Origin of the sequence: Gloeotrichia echinulata CP02 (assembly GCA_038087035.1) — a bacterium.
GTDB classification, from domain to species: domain Bacteria; phylum Cyanobacteriota; class Cyanobacteriia; order Cyanobacteriales; family Nostocaceae; genus Gloeotrichia; species Gloeotrichia echinulata.
The window spans coordinates 1,462,319-1,483,689 of record CP051187.1 but is presented as its reverse complement, the minus strand read 5'-3'; the positions used below and the strand labels follow the sequence as shown (position 1 = coordinate 1,483,689).

2 protein-coding genes are annotated in these 21,371 nt (G+C 44.3%); both read right to left on the bottom strand.

Translation table 11 applies throughout. The annotated features are described in order from the left end of the window. Positions 1-198: 198 nt before the first annotated feature. Positions 199-14,373 (bottom strand): non-ribosomal peptide synthase/polyketide synthase, encoded by a 14,175-nt coding sequence (locus HEQ19_06540; GenBank protein WYL99231.1) that lies wholly within the window; start codon positions 14,371-14,373, stop codon positions 199-201. Next, positions 14,363-20,839, bottom strand: a complete 6,477-nt coding sequence (locus tag HEQ19_06535; protein WZI67124.1) for an amino acid adenylation domain-containing protein — start codon at positions 20,837-20,839, stop codon at positions 14,363-14,365. Before HEQ19_06535 ends, HEQ19_06540 begins: the two co-directional genes overlap by 11 nt. Positions 20,840-21,371: the final 532 nt, after the last annotated feature.

Here is a 21,371-nt window from a genome sequence, read left to right as displayed (position 1 = left end):
TAAACCGTACGGTCGAGGGTCGTCATTTGTCCTTTGTCATTGGTCATTGGTAAGAGTTTCAGGCTTGTTTACTTTTCTTAACATAGTTTGGTTTATTTCTGCCTACTTACTTAGAACAAATTCACTTACTGATATTTTTTGATAAGTCAAATATGATTACTATAGAATCCCCCCTACTTTGAAAGGGGGGAAATTTTTCTATAATTCTCCCTCTTCGTAATCTTCTGGGGTTTCGGTAATAGATATTTGACTAACCCCAAGTACCTCAATTATTTGGGCTAAATTGGCGATAGTTGGGTACTCCAGCAAATTTTGTAAGGACAATTCCACCGAGAAAATATCGCGGGAACGAGAGATCACCTGAGTCGCTAATAGAGAATGTCCTCCCAAGGTAAAGAAATTATCCTTAACCCCAATGCGTTCCAATCCCAAAACTTCACTCCAGATTTGTGCCATTTGAGCTTCAATTGGAGTGCAAGGAGAAACAAAGCCAGTGGAAAGATTTCTGGAAGCTGTATCAGGTATTGGGAGGGCGCGACGGTCTACTTTACCATTGGGGGTTAGGGGTAAAGCATTTAGCAGGACAAAAGCTTGCGGAACCATGTAATTGGGTAGCTTTTGTTGGATAAATTCCCGCACTTGCGGCACAAGCTTCTGGACTAACTTACCATACAGGGGATTGTTCGTGTAGTCAGTCCAGGGTTTAGCTGTAATTGTCTCATACTCCCAAAAACTTGGGTATGATTGCATATCAGACACTGGCGTTGAACTGTTACGACTGAATACCACATCAAAGCAACCATCCTGACTACTTTCCCACCAACTGAGGTGGACTGTGTAGCCTAATTCCTCTCCTATCTCCCAAATTTGCTCAGGATTTATCCCCACCCTTGGCTGTTCGGCTAACCGTTGTCGCAGTTCTCCCACCGTCGAAGCACCAGGAGGATTTTCCAACCAGCCTAAAATCTGCAGCGCCTGTTGTAGCCGTTGATTAGGTACATCTCTGATTCCTAACCATTCTAGCTGACCCAACTTTAGCTGATCTTGCAATTGTGTCCACGAAAGTTGGTCAAGTTGCCAATTTAGCCAAGGCACTGCCGTTTTCTCCACATTAGTACCTAGATGCAGAGTGACATCATAGCGGAATTGGGTTAACTCATTTTGAGCATGACCGCGCTTAGGCTGAATTTCCACCCAAGTAATCTGGGGAAAACGTTGTTGCAGAGCAATGAAAAATCTGGGATCAATGAGCAGTTCTTCTTCAGCGGCCACAGTCTGATGTACCTGCTGTTGCCATTGTTCAACGGTTCTGTCAGACTCGGCGCGGGCTAACTGTACGGCTGCATGGTATGGCAAGAGCAAGGGTAAACTGCGGACATCCCCCAGGAATATCTTACCTTGAGAGGCGATCGCTGTCATTGCCCCTTCTAAAACCTGTAACAGATAGTCCACACTGGGAAAATACTGTACTACTGAGTTCACAACCACCGTATCAAAGGCTCCTTGGGGGATACCTTCAAAGTTATCTGCTGTTTTGTGTAGCAAGCGGACATTTTCTAGACCCTGGATCTCCCCACATAATTGCTCCAGATTGCGAATAGTTGCTGAGGAATAATCCGCTCCCCAATATTCTTGACAATGGGGAGCAACGCGAAATAGCAATAACCCACTACCGCAACCAATTTCTAACACTCGCTGCGGTTTCCCTAGCAAAATTCGGCTCACCGTACTCTCAACCCACTCCCGCATTTCTGAATCGGGAATGGCTTTGCCAGTATAACTACTGTTCCAACCACTAATATTGAAGGTGGGGTCATCTGTTGGGGTTTGCTGTTGGCTATAGGATTGTTCATAGAGTTTTTGCCAATCACTAACATACTCGCCTTGCCATTGCGCCAACTGTTCTGGTAAAACTTGACCCTGGAGAGCTGGAACTAAGTAAGCCACCAGACGTTTATCACCAGGGATGTCTTCTCTTGCTACTACGACACTCTCCTGTACTAAGGGATGTTGGCTCGCAACTGCTTCAATTTCACCCAGTTCTATCCGAAAACCCCGAATCTTCACTTGATTGTCGATGCGTCCCAGGTATTCAATCGTCCCATCCGCTAAATAACGAGCTAAATCCCCGGTTTTATACAATTTTGATGAACCAAAGGGATTGGAGATAAATTTCTCTTGGGTTAATTCTGGTCGGTTGAGATAGCCTCTGGCTACCCCGACGCCAGCGATATGTAATTCTCCTGGTACACCAATCGGCACAGGCTGTAACTGGGAGTCTAAAATGTAAACTTGGACGTTGGCAATGGGACTACCAATGGTAACTTTTGGGTCGAAAGGGGTGCATTTTGCCACAGTTGCACAGACGCTTGCTTCTGTCGGTCCATAACCATTAAAGAAATTACGCCCCGCTGACCATTGTTTGATCAGTTCAACAGCACAAGCTTCTCCTGCCACAATTATAGTTTCCAGGGTAGTCAGTTCAACCATAGGCAGAACAGCTAATGCCGAGGGCGGTAGAGTAATATGGGTAATGCCATAATCCTGTAATCGCTCAATTAACGGCGTACCGGGCATTAGAGAGTCTTTGCTTCCCAGATAAAGTGTCCCTCCCGATCCCAAGGACATCAAAATTTCTGATATACAAGCATCAAAACTGAAGGAAGCAAACTGGAGAACGCGACTTTGAGAATGCAAACCAAAAGCCTGAATCTGAGCTTGAGCTAGGTTGCACAATCCGCGATGCTCAACCATTACCCCTTTGGGTTTACCCGTAGAGCCAGAAGTATAAATTACATTGGCTAAGTTAGCAGCAGTGACGATTCCCCTGAGATTTTCTTGACTGTTTTGGGCAATTTGTTGCCAAATTTCATCTAAAAATACAGGTTTGGCTGGATGTTGGGGTAATTTTTCAATGAGTGTCCCTTGGGTCAGCAGTAACGAAACTTGACTGTCCTCTAACATCAAGCTCAGACGTTCTTGGGGATACTCAGGGTCAAGGGGCACGTAAGCACCGCCTGCTTTGAGAATTCCTAAAATTCCCACGAGCATTAAGGGCGATCGCTCTACACAAATCCCCACCAACTGCTCGGTTTCTAGCCCCAAAGACCGCAGGTAATGAGCTAACTGATTAGCGCGATTGTTCAACTGTGCATAGGTCAGTTGTTGATTTCCACAGACTACTGCGACTGCATCGGGAGTCTGTTGTGCCTGTTCTTCTACTAATTGATGAATACACTTGTGGTAGGGATCATCGGTTTGGGTATCATTCCATTCCTTTAATAGTTGGCGATCGCCCTCTGTTAGTAAGGGTAGTAAAGCCACCGATTGTTGGGGATTGTCAACAATTGCCCCTAATAAAGTTACAAAATTTTGCATCATCCGGGCAATAGTTGTCCCATCAAACAAATCCCTGTTGTACGAGCAAAAGCCCCCCAGACCTTCTGGTACTTCCCACAAGTAAAGTTCTAGGTCAACTCGAACCGAGTCCAGTCCTGAAGGCATATCCTCGACCCTGACACCAGGAAAATCCCAAGGCGCAGTTGGCGCATTCTGGAGGGCAAATACCACCTGCGTCAAGGGATTGCGATCCAAGTTCCGCTCCAGTTGCAACTCTTCCACTAACATTTCAAAGGGTAAATCCTGATGCTCGTAGGCGTTTTGGGTAACTTTTCGCACCTGCGCTAGTAAGGCTTCAAAGCTCGGTTCTGGGGAAAGATCGAATCTTAGCGCCAGAGTATTGACAAAAAAGCCAATTAATGGTTCGATTTCTTGGCGATTGCGATTAGCGATCGGTGAGCCAACCACCAAATCTGTTTGTCTACTGTAGCGAGACAGTAACACCACAAAACTCGCCAGCAGTGTCATAAACAGAGTGCTTCCAGACTTTTGAGAGAGCTTTTTCAGCTGCTGCGTTAGCTGGCTATCTAGTTGCAGTCGCTCTGTACCGCCTCGGAAAGTTTGTATAGCTGGGCGGGGGCGGTCTGTGGGTAATTCTAATAGAGGTGGCGCACCTGTTAACTGTTGCTTCCAGTAGCTTAATTGACGTTCTAATACTTGATTTGTCAGCCACTGACGCTGCCAGACAGCGAAGTCGGCATACTGTATAGATAATTCTGGTAATTCAACAGAACTACCTATTGCAAAAGCTTGGTAGTAAGCCGATACCTCACCGATCAAAATGCCTATCGACCAACCATCAGCTGCAATATGGTGAATCGCTAGTAGCAATACATACTCGTCGGGCGCAACTTGCCAAAGCTTGACTCGCAGCACTGAACCATTAGCCAAATCGAAGGGTTTGCAGACTTCTTCTTTTACCAGTTGCTCGACTTGTTTGATGGGGTCTGTCTCATTTTGTAAATCCACCACTGGTAAGGTGATGGTCATACTGGGTGCGATCGCCTGCACCGGCTTATTATCCTTAATCTTAAACTGAGTCCGCAGAGGTTCATGGCGTTGCGCGATCGCCGCAAAAGCTTGCTCTAAAGCTTTGACATTGAGATTCCCCACCAGCCGCATGGTGAAATCTATTGTGTAAGCACTACTTTCACCTTCCAACTGATTCATAAACCACAGGCGTTCCTGTGCCCACGATAGAGGTATGTCTCTGTCTCGGTCAACAGGTGCCATTGCTGGCACCGTCAAACCTGAACCAGTTTCTAGCTGACTTGATATCACCTCACTTAACTGGGCAACTGTCGGTGATTCAAAGATATAACGCAACGGTAACGAAATCTTAAAAGCTTCCTGCAAGCGAGAAATTACCTGAGTTGCTAGTAAAGAATGTCCTCCAAGTTCAAAGAAGTTATCGTCAATGCCTACTTGCTCTAACCTCAGCACTTGAGTCCAAATGAGTGCTAATTTTTCCTCAATGGGGTTACGGGGTGCAACAAATTTGTCTGCTATTTCACTGTGTAAATCTGGTGCTGGTAGGGCGCGGCGGTCTATTTTTCCATTTGGTGTTATCGGTAAAGACTCCAGGATTACAAAAGCCTGGGGTATCATGTAGCTTGGGAGTTTATTGCCAATAAACTGACGCAGTTCGCTAGTTGTGAGTGTGACATCTTTTTGCGGCACAATATAGGCGACTAACTGCTTACTTCGGCTACGCTCAGTACAAGTCTCACCTGGGGTATCTTCGCGGACAATAACGCAAGATATTTGCACATCCTCATGTTGACTAAGTACGGCTTCAATTTCGCCTAATTCAATGCGGAAGCCCCGCACCTTAACTTGATTATCGATGCGTCCCAAGTATTCTATATTGCCATCAGGTAAATAGCGTGCTAAATCCCCAGTTTTATATAATTTTGAATTGTCAAACGGATTGGGGATGAATTTCTCTTGGGTTAATTCTGGACGGTTAAAGTAGCCTCGTGCTAATCCCGCACCACCAATGTGCAATTCTCCTGGCACACCAACGGGAACTGGCTGTAAGTGTGAGTCTAAGATGTAGATTTGCGCGTTGGCGATTGGACGACCGATGGATATTTTCTGATCAGCATCAGTACATTTTGCTACTGTAGCACAGACACTGGCTTCTGTCGGACCATAAGCATTGAAGAAATTTCTTCCCACAGACCATTGTTTTATCAGTTCAGCAGAACAAGCTTCTCCACCGACAATTATTGTTTGCAACGCCGGGAGTTCTTCCGTCGGGAGAACTGCCAGTGCTGATGGTGGTAGGGTGACATGGGTAATGCAATAATTGCGTAATCGCTCAATTAACGGCATACCCGGTAATAAAGAGTCTTTTGTTCCTAAGTAAAGTGTTGCCCCTGATCCCAGAGCCATGACAACTTCCCAGATAGAAGCATCAAAACTGAAGGAGGCAAACTGGAGAACGCGACTATCAGAATGCAAACCAAAAGTTTGCATCTGAGCTTGAGCTAGGTTGCATAATCCCTTATGCTCAACCATTACACCTTTAGGTTTACCTGTTGAACCGGAAGTGTAAATTACATTCGCTAGATGAAAAGCCGTCACCCCACTGGTAGGATTATCTTGATTATTCTGGACAATTTTTTCCCAGACCTGATCCAAACAAACTACCTGCGCTTGATGCGATTGTAATTTGTCCAGGAGTGACTGTTGGGTTAATAGTACCTTCACCTGGGCATCTTCAAGGATAAAGCTCAAACGCTCTTGGGGATACTCAGGGTCAAGTGGTACATAAGCTCCACCCGCTTTGAGAATTGCAAGTAGTCCCACGATCATTTCTAAAGAACGCTCTACACACAACCCTACCAGTACATCTGCGGACACTCCCAAAGAACGTAAATATTCCGCCAACTGATTAGCGCGACAATTCAACTCATCATAGGTAAGTTGTTGCTCTTCAAATACCACCGCCACAGCATCGGGTGTCCTCAAACACTGCTCCTCAAACAATTGATGGATACACTTATCTTGGGGATAATCTACTTGAGTATCATTCCACTCAATTAATAATTGCTGCTGCTCAACTGCTGTCAACAGAGGTAATTGGGAAATCCGCTCAAAGGGATTCGCTACAATTCCCTCAAGTAGTGTCACAAAATGACTCGCCATCCGCTCGATGGTGCTGCTATCAAACAAATCAGTGTTATATTCCCACACTCCCACCAGTCCAGTACCTGTGTTCTCCATTGCTAAGGTAAGATCAAACTTGGCAGTTGTGCTTTCTACAACCAATGGACTAACAGTTAAGCCAGTCAGTTCTACTTGAGAGTTAGGCGCATTCTGGAACACAAATGCCACCTGGAACAGGGGTGTATGGCTGAGGTTTCTTTGGGGCTGTAATGCTTCCACCAGCATTTCAAACGGCAAATCCTGATGGGCGTAGGCGGACAGCGCCATTTCCCGAACACGCACCAGTAACGATGAGAAACTAGGATCTGCCGATAAATCAGTCCGCATCACTAAAGTATTGACAAAAAAGCCAATTAACCCTTCTATTTCGCTGTGATTGCGGTTAGCAATTGGTGTCCCCACCAAAATATCTGATTGTCCGGTATAGCGGTAAAGTAATGTATCAAACCCTGCCAACAGCGTCATGAACAAAGTTACTCCTTGTTGCTGACTCAGTTGCATTAAGCCTTGAGTTAATTCCACAGAAAGTGCAAACTCTTGATACGCGCCAACGAATTTTTGCACAGCAGGTCTGGGTCTGTCGGTGGGAAGCGACAATAAAGCTGGTGCATCTTTTAGTTGTTGTTTCCAGTAACTCAATTGGCTTTGCAGTACCTCCCCGACTAACCACTGTCTTTGCCAAATTGCAAAATCGGCGTACTGAATCGGTAGTGGTGCGGCATTGGCAGGCTGACCTTGAGCATAAGCATTGTAAAATGTTGCCAGTTCCTGAATAAACACACCCATTGACCATTCATCACTGACAATGTGGTGCATACAAATTAACAATATGTGTTCTGTCTCAGACAGCACGACTAATGTTGCTCTCAGTAGGGAACCGCTTGCCAAGTCAAAGGGTTGAATAGCCTGTGTAATTGCCAATTCCTGTGCAGATGTTTCTTGCTCAAATCTTGGCAGATGTTGCAATTCAATTACTGATAGTTTCCAATTCCTGACTGTTTGAATGATTTGAGTTGGTTGTCCATTAATGGTGATGAAGTTGGTGCGTAACGCTTCGTGGCGATGAATAATTTCTTCTAAGCTTTGTTCTAGGGCTGCAACTTCGAGAAATCCTGTTAGACGCAAAGCTAAGGGTATGTTGTATAAGGAACTGTTGGGCTGTAACTGGTCTAAAAACCATAAACGTTGTTGGGCAAATGACAGCGATAATTCTGCATTCTCTCCCCTTGGTAAAATTGGTGGTACTGTTATTTCTAAGTTTTGTCGCTGTGATTGCCCAATAAGATGAGCTAATTGGGCAACTGTCGCTGCTGCAAACAGGCTTCGCAATGGTAGTTCTACTTGGAAGTTGGAACGGATGCGGGATACCAGTTGCGTTGCGAGTAGGGAGTGTCCCCCAATTTCAAAGAAATTATCATGAATGCCGACTTGCTCCACTTTCAAGACTTGCGCCCAAATCTGTGCCAGCATTTCTTCGGTGGGGGTGCGTGGGGGAACATATTTGTCTGTTCTGTTGCTGGATAAATCGGGTGCTGGTAGGGCGCGACGGTCTACTTTGCGATTTGGTGTTAGGGGTAGAGAGTCCAGGAATACGAAGGCCTGGGGCACCATGTAAAGAGGCAGATTCCTAGAGAGGAACTGACGCAGTTCGCTAATTGTGGGTATTTTTTCGGAATGTGGTACTACGTAGGCAACTAAATATTTACTTCGGCTACGCTCAGTACAAGTACTTCGGCTACGCTCAGTACAAGTCTCTCCTGGGGTATCCTCGCGGATGATCACACAAGATGTCTGCACATCAATATATTGGTTTAGTACCGCCTCAATTTCTCCCAACTCGATGCGGAATCCCCGAATTTTTACTTGATTGTCGATGCGTCCAAAGCACTCAATGTTACCATCTGGCAAATAGCGGGCTAAATCTCCGGTTTTATAAAGTCGGGAACTGGGGACTGGGGACTGGGAATTAGGCAGAATTTCAGCCCCGCTGCTGGGGCTGAAGGGGTTGGGAATAAATTTTTCCTCCGTCAGTTCTGGGCGGTTGAGATAACCCCTGGCTAAACGAACACCACACAGGTGCAGTTCACCTTTGACTCCCACGGGTACGGGTTGCAGATGACGGTCAAGGATGTAGGCTTGTGTATTGGCAATGGGACGACCAATCAGCACTGAGTTGGCTGTTTCTGATTGGGGATGGAGTAGGTCATGAACTATGGCGGTTACAGATGCTTCGGTTGGACCGTAGACATTGAGACAATTGACGCGATCGCCTACTACTTGTCGCCATATTGTCACTGTTTCTGGGAGAACTGCATCCCCACCCACAGCCACTAACCGCAGACTTGGCGGTACAGTTGCATTGTCTTGAGATACCGCCACTGCCCATTCATGCCAATAGGCTGGAGTAATATTTAAGACGCTGAGACTTTCTTGGGCAATAAATTGGGCAAAACTGGCAAAGTCAGGGAACATTTGTGTGGGTCTTAATACCACCGTTGCGCCTTTGTACCAAGTGGGGAAGATTTCTTCCGCCGCTACATCAAAGCTGAAGGAAGCAAATTGCAAGACGCGATCGCCGCTAGTTAGACCAAATACTTCACTAATTGCACTGCTATGGTTAACTAAAGCTGCGTGAGTCAGCATTACGCCTTTGGGTTTGCCGGTAGACCCAGAAGTGTACAATAGACAAGCTAAGTTTTCTGGTTTGACCTCACTGACCGGATTTACTTGACTTTGATTCGTCAGCATCTCAGATTCTGTATCCAAGACAATGACTTTTACTCCTTGTACTGGTAGAGAAGTGAGTAATTTTTGCTGTGTGATCAGCACAGAGAATTGTGAATCCTCAGATATGTCAGCTAAACGCTGCTGGGGATAATCAGGGTCTAGGGGCACATAACCGCCACCGGCTTTGAGGATAGCTAATAATGTCACGATGATGGATAGCGATCGCTCTAAATAAATCCCCACCAAAACTTCTGGTCTGACACCTAAAGATTGTAGGTGGTGTGCTAATTGATTGGCTTGGGTGTTCAACTCACCATAAGTTAATTGTTGATTTTCAAATATTACTGCTACTGCATCTGGGGTAAACTTAACCTTCTCTTCAAACAACTGATGGATACATTTATCTTCGGGATAATCGGCTTGAGTATCGTTCCATTCTACAAATAACTGCTGTTGCTCAACTGCTGTTAGCATTGGCAATTGGTCAATTCGCTCTTGGGGATTCGCTACAATTGCTTCCAGCATTGTGACAAAATGACCCTTCATTCGCTCGATGGTGCTATGGTCAAACAAGTCGGTGTTGTACTCCCACACTCCCACTAGTCCATTACCTGTGTTCTGCATTCCTAATGTAAGATCAAATTTTGCCGTTGCGCTTTCTATTGGCAATGGACTGACAGTTAACCCAGTCAACTCTACGGTCGATAGGGGATCATTTTGGAGGAGAAAATCTACCTGAAACAGTGGTGCATGGCTGAGGTCTCGTTCTGGCTGCAATACTTCCACCAACATTTCAAAGGGTAAATCCTGATGAGCATAAGCATCCATTGCCATCAACCGAACACGAGTGAGTAATTCTGCAAAACTGGGATTACCTGATAAATCAGTCCGTAAAACTAAAGTATTGACAAAAAAGCCAATTAACCCTTCTATTTCACTGCGATTGCGGTTAGCAATTGGTGTCCCCACTAAAATATCTGATTGTTCTGTGTAGCGATAAAGTAGGGTATCAAAGGCTGCCAACAACATCATGAACAACGTCACCCCTTGTTCCTGACTCAGCTTTGTCAGTTTTTTAGTTAACTCAACAGAGAGTGCAAACTCATGATATGCGCCGGCGAAGGTTTGCACCGCAGGTCTGGGTCGGTCTGTGGGGAGTGATAATAGGGCTGGTGCATCTTTTAGTTGTTGTTGCCAATAATTCAATTGGTTTTGTAATACATCCCCGACTAACCACTGTCTCTGCCAAATTGCAAAGTCGGCGTACTGAATCGGTAATGGTGCGAGATTGGCAGGCTGACCTATTGAATAAGCATTGTACAGTGTTGCTAGTTCTTGGACAAACACACCCATAGACCAGCCATCAGAGACAATATGGTGCATACACACTAAAAATAGATGCTCTGTCACAGACAGCAATACTAATGTCGCTCTCACTAATGCTTGTTTTTCTAGATCAAAGGGTTGCAGAGCTTGTTGTTGCACTAATTGCTGTGCAGCTATTTCTTGTTCGGTTACTTCGACTTCGCTCAGTACAAGTGTCGATAAATGTCTCAAGTCAACAACTGATAGTGTCCAATTTGTTGCTGTTTGAATGATTTGTCTTGGTTGTCCATCAACTGTAATTAAATTGGTGCGTAAGGCTTCATGGCGATGAATAATTTCTTGTAAGCTTTGTTCTAAGGCTGCTTGATTGAGAGTTCCTACTAGACGCAAAGCTATGGGTATGTTGTATAAGGAACTGTTCGGCTCGAACTGGTCTAAAAACCACAGCCTATTTTGAGCAAATGATAATAGTAATTCTGCATTCTCTGCCCTTGGTAAGATGGGTGGGGAAGTTAGTTCTAAGTCTTGTTGTTGTAAATGCTGAATCGATAGCGTCAATTCGGCTATTGTCGGTGCAGCAAACAACTCCCGCAATGGTAGTTCCACTTGGAAAATGTTGCGGATCTGTGAAACCAGTTGTGTTGCTAGGAGTGAATGTCCTCCGGAGGTAAAGAAGTTATCTTCTATCCCCACTTGCTCTACTTTCAGCACTTGCGCCCAAATTTGTGCCAGTATTTCCTCAACTGGAGTGCGCGGGGCTACATATTTGTGTTTGAGTTCGCTGTGTAAATCTGGTGTGGGTAAAGCGCGGTGGTCGATTTTACCATTGGGAGTTAGTGGCAGAGAGTCTAAAATGACGAAAGCATTAGGTACCATATATTCTGGTAGCTTGGCTTTTAGGAATTGTCGCAGTTCAGTAACTGTCGGTGTCACCTCTTTTTGTGGCACGATGTAAGCAACTAGGCGTTTATCCCCGGTTATATCTTCGCGGACAATGACGCAAGATGCTTGGACATCGCCTAGTTGACTTAGTACTGCTTCAATTTCTCCCAATTCAATGCGGAAGCCACGAATTTTTACCTGATTGTCTATGCGTCCCAGGTATTCAATGTTGCCATCTGGTAAATAACGGGCTAAGTCCCCAGTTTTATATAATTTTGAATTTTGTACGTCTTTGGCGTTTCTGTAGGGTATTTTAAATTTTGAATTGTCAAAGGGATTGGGGATAAATTTCTCTTGTGTCAATTCAGGTCGGTTGAGGTAGCCTCGTGCTAACCCCGCACCACCGATGTGCAATTCTCCTGGTACACCAACGGGAACTAGTTGCAGATATTCGTCTAAGATGTAGATTTGCGCGTTGGCGATTGGACGACCGATGGGCGGTTTTCTTCCATTGGGTTGACAAATTGCTATCGTCGCTGCAACCGTAGACTCCGTAGGTCCATAGGCGTTGAAAAAACGCCGTCCCGTTCCCCACCGTTCTACTAATTCTGCTGAGGAAGCTTCACCACCAACGCTTAGATATTGCAAATCGGGTAAGGTCGCTTGAGGTAAGACAGACAACGCCGAAGGAGATAAAAAACTATGGGAAATCTTGTGAGCAGCTAAAAAGTCAACCAAGACTTGACTTGGTAACAAGGTTTCAATGTTTGGAAGATATAAGCAAGCACCACTGATGAAGGTAGTAGCAATTTCAGCAACAGATAGATCAAAGCTAAAAGACCCAAACTGAAGCAAACGGCTTTGAGATTGAACTTGAAAAGTTTTGCACCAAGCCAAGCTTAAATTTACCAGTGCCTGATGTTCAATCATTACACCTTTAGGTCGTCCTGTCGAACCAGAGGTGTAGATGACGTAAGCTAAATTATTAGGTGTACTTTGAGGATTGGGATTATCGGTTAACTCCGAACTAAAACTTTCCTGATCTAAACAAATTACTTGGTAGGGATTTTGCTGTTCAGCTATGGGTAATTGGTCTAGGAGGAAACTTTGGGTGAGTAATACCGATGTCCCAGAATCTTTTAGCATGAACTGAATCCGCTTTTGTGGATACTCTGGGTCAAGCGGCACATAAGCTCCACCCGCCTTGAAAATGGCTAGTATTCCCACGATCATCTCTAGCGATCGCTCTACACAAATACCCACCAATACATCTGCTCCCACTCCCAATGAGCGCAAGTAATGTGCCAACTGGTTAGCGCGACAATTCAACTCATCATAGGTAAGTTGTTGATTCTCAAACACCACCGCCACTGCATCTGGAGTCCTCAAACACTGCTCCTCAAATAACTGATGGATACACTTATCTTGGGGATAGTCTACTTGTGTATCATTCCACTCTACCAATAACTGCTGCTGCTCAACTTCTGTCAGCAGAGGTAATTGGGAAATCCGCTCAAAGGGATTCGCTACAATTCCCTCAAGTAGTGTCACAAAATGACTCGCCATCCGCTCGATAGTGCCTGTATCAAACAAGTCAGTGTTATACTCCCACACACCAACCAATCCAGTACCTGTACTGAGCGTAGTCGAAGTACCTGTGTTCTCCATTGCTAAGGTAAGATCACACTTGGCAGTTACACTTTCTACTATCAATGGACTAACGGTTAATCCAGTCAACTCTACTTGAGAGTTAGGAGCATTCTGAAGGCCAAACACTACCTGAAACAGCGGTGTATAGCTGAGATCCCGTTCTGGCTGCAATGCCTCAACTAGCATTTCAAAAGGTAAGTCCTGATGAGAGTATGCATCCATTGCCATTAACCGAACACGAGTGAGTAATTCCCTAAAGCTAGGATTGCCTTCCAAGTTGGTACGCATCACCAAGGTATTGACAAAAAAGCCAATTAATGATTCTATTTCACCGTAATTGCGGTTTGCTATAGGAGACCCTACCACAATGTCTGCCACGCCTGTGTAGCGGTAAAGTAGGGTATCAAATGCTGCCAACAATGTCATGAATAGTGTTACTCCCTGCTCCTGACTCAGTTTTGTCAACTTTTGAGTTAACTCAACTGAAAGGGCAAACTTTTGATGTGCGCCTACGAAGGTTTGCACAGCAGGTCTGGGTCTGTCTGTGGGTAGCGATAATAAAGCTGGTGCATCTTTTAGTTGTTTTTGCCAGTAACTCAATTGGCTTTGCAGCAAATCCCCTTGCAACAACTCTCTTTGCCAAATTGCAAAATCTGCGTATTGAATTGCTAATGGCTCTAACGGTGTTCGCTGACCTATTGAATAAGCATTGTACAGTGCCGCTAGTTCTTGGAAAAACACTCCCATTGACCAGCCATCACTGACAATGTGGTGCATACACACTAATAGTAAGTTTTCTGTCTCGGATAGTACGACTAATGTCGCTCTGACTAACGATTCACTTGCTAAATCAAAGGGTTGAATTGATTGTTTTTGTGCCAATTGCTGTGCAGCACTTTCTTGTTCGGTTACTTCGACTTCGCTCAGTACAAGTGTAGATAAATGCTGCAAGTCAACAACTGATACTGTCCAATTTATTTCTGTTTGAATGATTTGTGCTGGTTGTCCATCAATTGTAATGAAATTGGTGCGTAAGGCTTCGTGGCGATCAATAATTTCTTTTAAGCTTTGTTCTAAGGCTGCTCGATTGAGAGTTCCTACTAGACGCAAAGCTAAGGGTATGTTGTATAAGGAACTGTTGGCATCGAACTGGTCTAAAAACCACAAACGCTGTTGAGCATAAGATAGTGGTAATTCTTCATTCTTATTTTGCATTCTTTTTCCTTGGTAAGATGGGTGGTACTTTTAGTTCTATGTTTTGTTGCTGTAACTGCTGAATCGATTGCGCTAATTCAGCAACTGTCGGTGCAGCAAATAAACTACGCAACGGTAGTTCTACTTTGAAGTTAGTGCGGATGCGGGAAACCAATTGCGTTGCTAGTAGGGAGTGTCCGCCGAAGGTAAAGAAGTTATCATGAATACCCACTTGCTCTACTTTGAGGATTTGTGTCCAAACTTGCGCCAGAATTTCCTCAATTGGCGTGCGTGGAGCTACGTATTTGTCTTCTCGTTGACTGTGTAAATCTGGTATTGGCAAAGCGCGCCGGTCTATTTTGCCGTTGGATGTGAGGGGTAAAAACTCCAAGATGACTATTGCATTTGGTATCATGTAATCTGGCAGCTTTTCCTTGAGGAAGCTACGCAGTTCTGCTGTTGTGAGAGATTGTTCCACTTGCGGTACTACATAAGCTACCACACGTTTGTCGCCCGGTTCATCCTCCCTGACTACCACCACACTTTCCCAAACGGCTGGATGTTGTGCCAGTAATGCTTCAATTTCGCCCAACTCAATGCGGAAGCCGCGAATCTTCACTTGCTGGTCAATTCGTCCTAAATACTCTAACTCGCCATTGGGCAAATAACGGGCTAAGTCTCCTGTTCTATAAAGGCGTCCTCCCCTGTTATTTGGGAAGGGGTTGGAGATAAACCGTTGTGCTGTCAGTTCCTCACGATGGAGATAGCCACTCGTCACCCCCTCACCACCAACGTACATCTCGCCGGGAACTCCAATCGGTACTGGTTGTAAATGCTGGTCTAGCACATACACTTGTAAGTCGGGAATTGGACGACCAATGACACTAGCTGTGCGATTTAAATCGTCTTGGCTCAATGGACGATAAGTTACGTGTACAGTGGTTTCCGTAATCCCGTACATATTCACTAACTGAGGTTTCATGTCGCCGTGGCGCTCAAACCAAGGTTGCAAACTCAAGAGTTCCAGAGCTTCTCCACCAAAAATTACGAGACGGAGGTTCAAATTGCTAATTCCGATTGACTGTTCTGCTTGAATTAATTGGCGGAAGGCTGAAGGCGTTTGATTGAGAATTGTGACTTGCTCTTGAGATAATAATTTATAGAAAGATTCAGGCGATCGCGTCAACAGATAGGGCACTACTACCAGTCGTCCACCATAAAGCAATGCACCCCAAATTTCCCAAACAGAGAAGTCGAATGCATATGAGTGGAACATTGTCCACACATCTTGAGAGTTAAATTTATACCAAGAGTTGGTGGCGGCAAACAGACGAGTTACATGATGGTGGTTGACTAAAACACCTTTAGGCTGACCTGTAGAACCTGAAGTGTAGATGACGTATGCCAGATTAATCGATGTGGCAGTATTTACAGGGTTGGAGTTGCTGTTTTGAGTAATTTTTTCCCAGTCGGTGTCTAAGCAGACAAGCTGTGCAGTATGCGCTGGTAGCTTGTTGACTAATTCCTGTTGGGTCAGTAGCACCGAAACTTGAGCATCTTCTAAAATAAAACTCAACCGCTTTTGTGGATACTCAGGGTCAAGCGGAACATAAGCCCCACCCGCCTTGAGAATACCAAGTAATCCCACAATCATCTCCAAGGAGCGCTCTACACAAATACCCACCAGCACATCTGTTCCTACTCCCAATGACCGCAAGTAATGCGCCAACTGATTAGCTCGACAATTTAATTGCTCATAGGTAAGTTGTTGATTTTCAAACACCACCGCCACTGCATCTGGAGTCCGTTCTACCTGCTCTTCAAATAACTGATGAATACACTGATCAACAGGATAATTTACCTGAGTATTATTCCACTCAATTAATAACTGCTGCCGCTCAACTTCTGTTAACAAAGGTAATTGGGAAATCTGTGACAGAGGATTAGCAACAATTGACGAAAGTAGTGTCACAAAATGACCAGTCATCCGCTCAATAGTGCTGGCATCAAACAAGTCAGTATTGTACTCCCACACCCCCACCAATCCAGTACCTGTACTGAGCGTAGTCGAAGTACCTGTGTTCTCCATTACTAAGGTAATATCAAACTTTGCCGTTGCACCTTGTATTGGCAATGAACTAATACTTAACCCACTCAACTCTACTTCTGACAGGTAAGGATTCTGGAGGGCAAACATCACCTGAAATAGGGGTGTATGACTAAGGTCTCGTTCTGGCTGCAATGCTTCCACCAACATTTCCAACGGCAAATTCTGATGAGCATAGGCGGATAAAGCCATAGACCGAACACGAGTGAGTAACGATAAGAAACTAGGATTTTCCGATAAATTACTCCGCATCACTAAAGTATTGACAAAGAAGCCAATTAACCCTTCTATTTCACTGCGATCGCGGTTAGCAATTGGAGTCCCCACCAAAATGTCTTCTGTTCCTGTGTAGCGATAAAGTAATACATCATAAGCTGCCAACAGCGTCATAAACAGAGTACAACCTTGTTGCTGACTCAGTTGCATTAACCCTTGAGTTAATTCCACAGAAAGAGCAAAATCTTGATATGCGCCTGCAAAGGTTTGCACAGCTGGTCTGGGTCGGTCTGTGGGAAGCACTAACAGGGCTGGTGCATCTTTTAGTTGTTGAAGCCAGTAAGAAAGTTGCCTTTGCAGTACATCCCCGACTAACCACTTTCTTTGCCAAATTGCAAAATCTGCGTACTGAATCGGTAGTAGTGCGAGATTGGCAGGCTGACCTATTAAATAAGCATTATACAATGCTGCTAGTTCCTGAACAAACACACCCATTGACCAGCCATCAGAGACAATGTGATGCATACACAGTAACAATATGTGTTCTGTCTCGGACAACACTACTAATGTCGCTCTAACTAATGTTTGTTTAGCCAGATCAAAGGGTTCAATAACTTGTTCTTGTGCTAATTGTTGTGCAGCTATTTGTTGTTCGCTTATCGATAAATGCCTGAAGTTAACAACTGATACTGTCCAAGAAGTTGCTGTTTGAATGATTTGTAAAGGCTTGCCATCAACTGTAATGAAATTGGTGCGTAACGCTTCGTGACGATGAATAATTTCTTCTAAGCTTTGTTCCAAGGCTGCTTGATTGAGATTTCCAACCAGACGCAAAGCTATGGGGATATTATATAAGGCACTGTTCGGCTGTAACTGGTCTAAAAACCACAAACGCTGTTGGGCATAAGACAAGGGTAATTCTGCATTCTCTGCCCTTGGTAAAATGGGTGGGGAAGTCAGTTCTAACTCTTGTTGCTGCAATCGTTGAATATGTGGCGACAATTCAGCAACTGTCGGTGCAGCAAATAAACTACGCAATGGTAGTTCTACTTTGAAGCTGGTGCGGATGCGGGAAACCAATTGGGTTGCTAGTAGTGAGTGTCCGCCGAAGGTAAAGAAGTTATCATGAATGCCTACAAGCTCTAGTTTGAGGACTTGTGCCCAAATTAGTGACAGGATTTCTTCGGTGGGGGTGCGGGGAGCTACGTATTTGTCCGTTCCTTGACCCTGTAAATCGGGAACAGGTAAAGCGCCACGGTTTATCTTACCGTTAGGCGTTAAGGGGAGGGAATCCAGCATCACAAAGATATTGGGAACCATGTAATCTGGGAGTTTTGTCTTGAGGAATTGCGGTAATTCACTAACAGTACAAGTCATCTGGGAAGACGGCACAATATAGCCCACTAGACGTTTATTCCCATTGTCTTCACGGGCGATAACACAAGCTACCTGTACATCATCCCTTTGGTTCAGTACCGCTTCAATTTCGCCCAACTCAATGCGGAAACCACGTATTTTTACTTGATTATCAATGCGTCCCAAGTATTCGATATTGCCATCTGGCAAATAACGGGCTAAGTCCCCGGTTTTGTAGATACGGGAACCAGGGTAGGTGCCAAAGGGCTTGGGTATGAATTTTTCTTGTGTTAACTCTAGTCGGTTGAGGTAGCCTCTGGCTAATCCGGCTCCACCTATATGCAATTCTCCTGGTACACCTATGGGTAATGGTTGTAAATTTTGGTCAAGGATATAAAGTTGGGTATTGGAAATTGGGCGACCAATGGGGACAATTTGTGCATATATCTCCCGCTGACAATTCCAGAACGTTGCATCGATACAAGTTTCCGTAGGTCCGTAGAGATTGTGTAAATTCACATCTAGCTTGCTTAACAAGCCTTCAACCAGAGCCACTGGTAAGACTTCACCTCCACAGAAGACGTGTTTGAGGGAGTGACAAGTTTCGATTCCTCCCTGCTCTAAAAGCATTTGTAACAAAGATGGGACAAGTTGAACAATCGTTACCTGCTGTTGGGCAATTAACCTTAACAGATAAGCACTATCAGTATGACCTCCTGGTTTAGCTATTAACAACTGTCCACCGGCTAATAATGGAGCGTAGAATTCCCAAACTGACGCATCAAAGCCAAAGGGAGTTTTTTGCAATACTTTGTCTTTTTCAGTCAGGGGGAATGTTGCTTGCATCCAGGACATATGGTTGCAAAGGTTACTGTGAGAGAGCATTACCCCCTTGGGTGTGCCAGTAGAGCCAGAGGTATAAATCACATAAGCTAAGTTACCAGGTTGCACCTCAGTGATTGGACTCTCCTGACTAGATTCACAGATCAGCAGCCAGTCGGTGTCTAAGCAGACGACAGACGCCTGATGTTCAGGTAATTTCTCAACTAAATGCTGTTGTGTCAACAACACTTTCACCTGAGCATCTTCCAACATAAAACTCAACCGCTTTTGTGGATACTCAGGGTCAATTGGTACATAAGCCCCACCCGCCTTGAGAATACCAAGTAATCCCACAATCATCTCCAAGGAGCGCTCTACACAAATCCCCACCAGCACATCCGCACCCACACCCAAAGATTGCAAGTAATAGGCTAATTGGTTAGCACGACAATTCAATTGCTGGTAAGTCAGTTGTTGATTTTCAAATACTACTGCTACAGCATCTGGAGTACGTTCTACCTGCGACTCAAACAACTGATGGATACACTTATCACAGGGGTAATCAGCTTGAGTATTGTTCCACTCAACCAATAATTGCTGCCGCTCAACTTCTGTTAACATTGGTAATTGGGAAATCCTCTCTTGAGGATTAGCTACAATACCTTCAAGCAAGGTCACAAAATGCTCTGCCATGCGTGTGATTGTCGTCGCCTCAAACAAGTCAGTATTGTATTGCCAGGATACCTGGAATACTCCTTTAGCTTCTTTCACTAGTAAAGTCAGATCGAAGTCTGCACCTCGTTGTCCGGCACCTACGTCCAAGTATGGCTCCATTTGAAGCACTGCTTCTTGACTGTGCAATGAATTCTCTCTTGGTTCACACCAACCTTGTACTTGCCAAGTGAAATTAACTTGACACAAAGGAGAACGACTTGGATCTCGTTGTTGCTGAAGTTGTTCTGCTAAGAGAGAAAAAGGATAGTCTTGATTCTTTTGGGCTTGTTTTACCTTGTTGCTGACTTGAGCGAGAAATTCTTGGAATGTGAAGTTTTCCCCTACAGAAGCCCGTAAGACGATCAGATTAGCGAAGTAGCCAACAGTGCCTTTAAACTTTCCACCCCACCGACCTCTCATCGGGCTTCCTATGAGGATGTCTGTTTGATTGGTGTAGCGATAAAGTTGCACATAAAATGCTGTAAGTAGAACCTTATAAAGACTTGTTCCAGAAGCTAGAGATAAATTATTAAGTTTTTGAATTAACTGTTCATCTAGCTTTGAAATATGTGCTGCTCCTTGAAAAGTCTGTACGGTCGGGCGGGTTTTGTCTGGAAGCAAATTCAAAATTGGCAATTCCCCAGCTAATTGTTCTTGCCAATATTGCCAAAGTTTTTCTCCCCTGTAACCCGATAACATTTCTGACTGCCAGTGGACAAACTCCCCATAAGATTTATTATTAGTTAAATAATCTTCAACTGCCTCTGTCTGCTCTTGACTAACTTGCTCAACTTCAGCAGCATACAAAGCTTGAAATTCATTCAGCAATAAATCAATAGACCACATATCACCTGCAATGTGGTGCATTGTTAGCAATAGAATGTGTTCTTTTGCTGACCTAGTAAATAGATTAACCCTCAAAACTGAATCTTGTTCTAGGTTAAAATGGCGGTCAGTTTCAGCATAAATTTTCTCTTTTAAGTAATCTTCGCTCCAATTATTGGCATCTATAACCTCAACATTAAATTTCTGTTGTTGATTAACTTGCTGAATGGGTTGGCCTTCATGACTGGTATATGTGGTTCTGAGTATAGGATGATGTGCAAAAATTTTTTCCCATACACGATTTACAGCATCAATATTTAAATGTGAATTAATTTTTACCGTAATAAATATATTATAAGCAACACTCTCTGGCGCCATTTGGTAGATAAACCACATGGCTTCTTGTCCATATGACAGGGGGTAACTTGTTTTTGCAATTCCGTTCATATGAGTTCCCTTTTGCTGCGTTTTTTATAGATAGCTTTGACAATGGCTTCAATTCCATATCACACTAGAGTATCCCCCACAACCGTCAAAAGACCAAGCAGGGGTATTACCCTCTGATGCAACCGTTAGAATCACGAGAATTATGCTAGTAAGACCCATAATAGCGAGTTTTTTCACGATTTCGTCCATTGTAGTTACCTAAAATGCTTACGTCTGAGTTCAAACATTGATCATTGTATAAGAATTTGCCCTCATTTGATAGTTACTTAATAAAGTGTCTTGAGGGATACATTGATTCTGCAGAATATTTAGCAATTTTCTTGAGGACTTACGCACTGTACAAATTAATCTATGACTTTACCAAAATTAGGTCGGTTCAGGCTTTGATTAATCATTATTTTAATGGTAAATAAGTAGGTCGGCGCAAAAAAAAACCGTAGTAGTGAACGCGCAAAGCTTCTGGGACAGGAGATGGACGTCCGGAGTCAAAAGTCATTGGTAAGGATTTGGGGCGGATTTACGTTTCGCAATA

What these genes read in the sequence shown, in the direction of transcription:
- HEQ19_06540 (WYL99231.1), bottom strand. Translation starts at nt 14,373, where the DNA reads ATGCAAAATAAGAATGAAGAATTACCACTATCTTATGCTCAACAGCGT.
- HEQ19_06535 (WZI67124.1), bottom strand. Translation starts at nt 20,839, where the DNA reads ATGAACGGAATTGCAAAAACAAGTTACCCCCTGTCATATGGACAAGAA.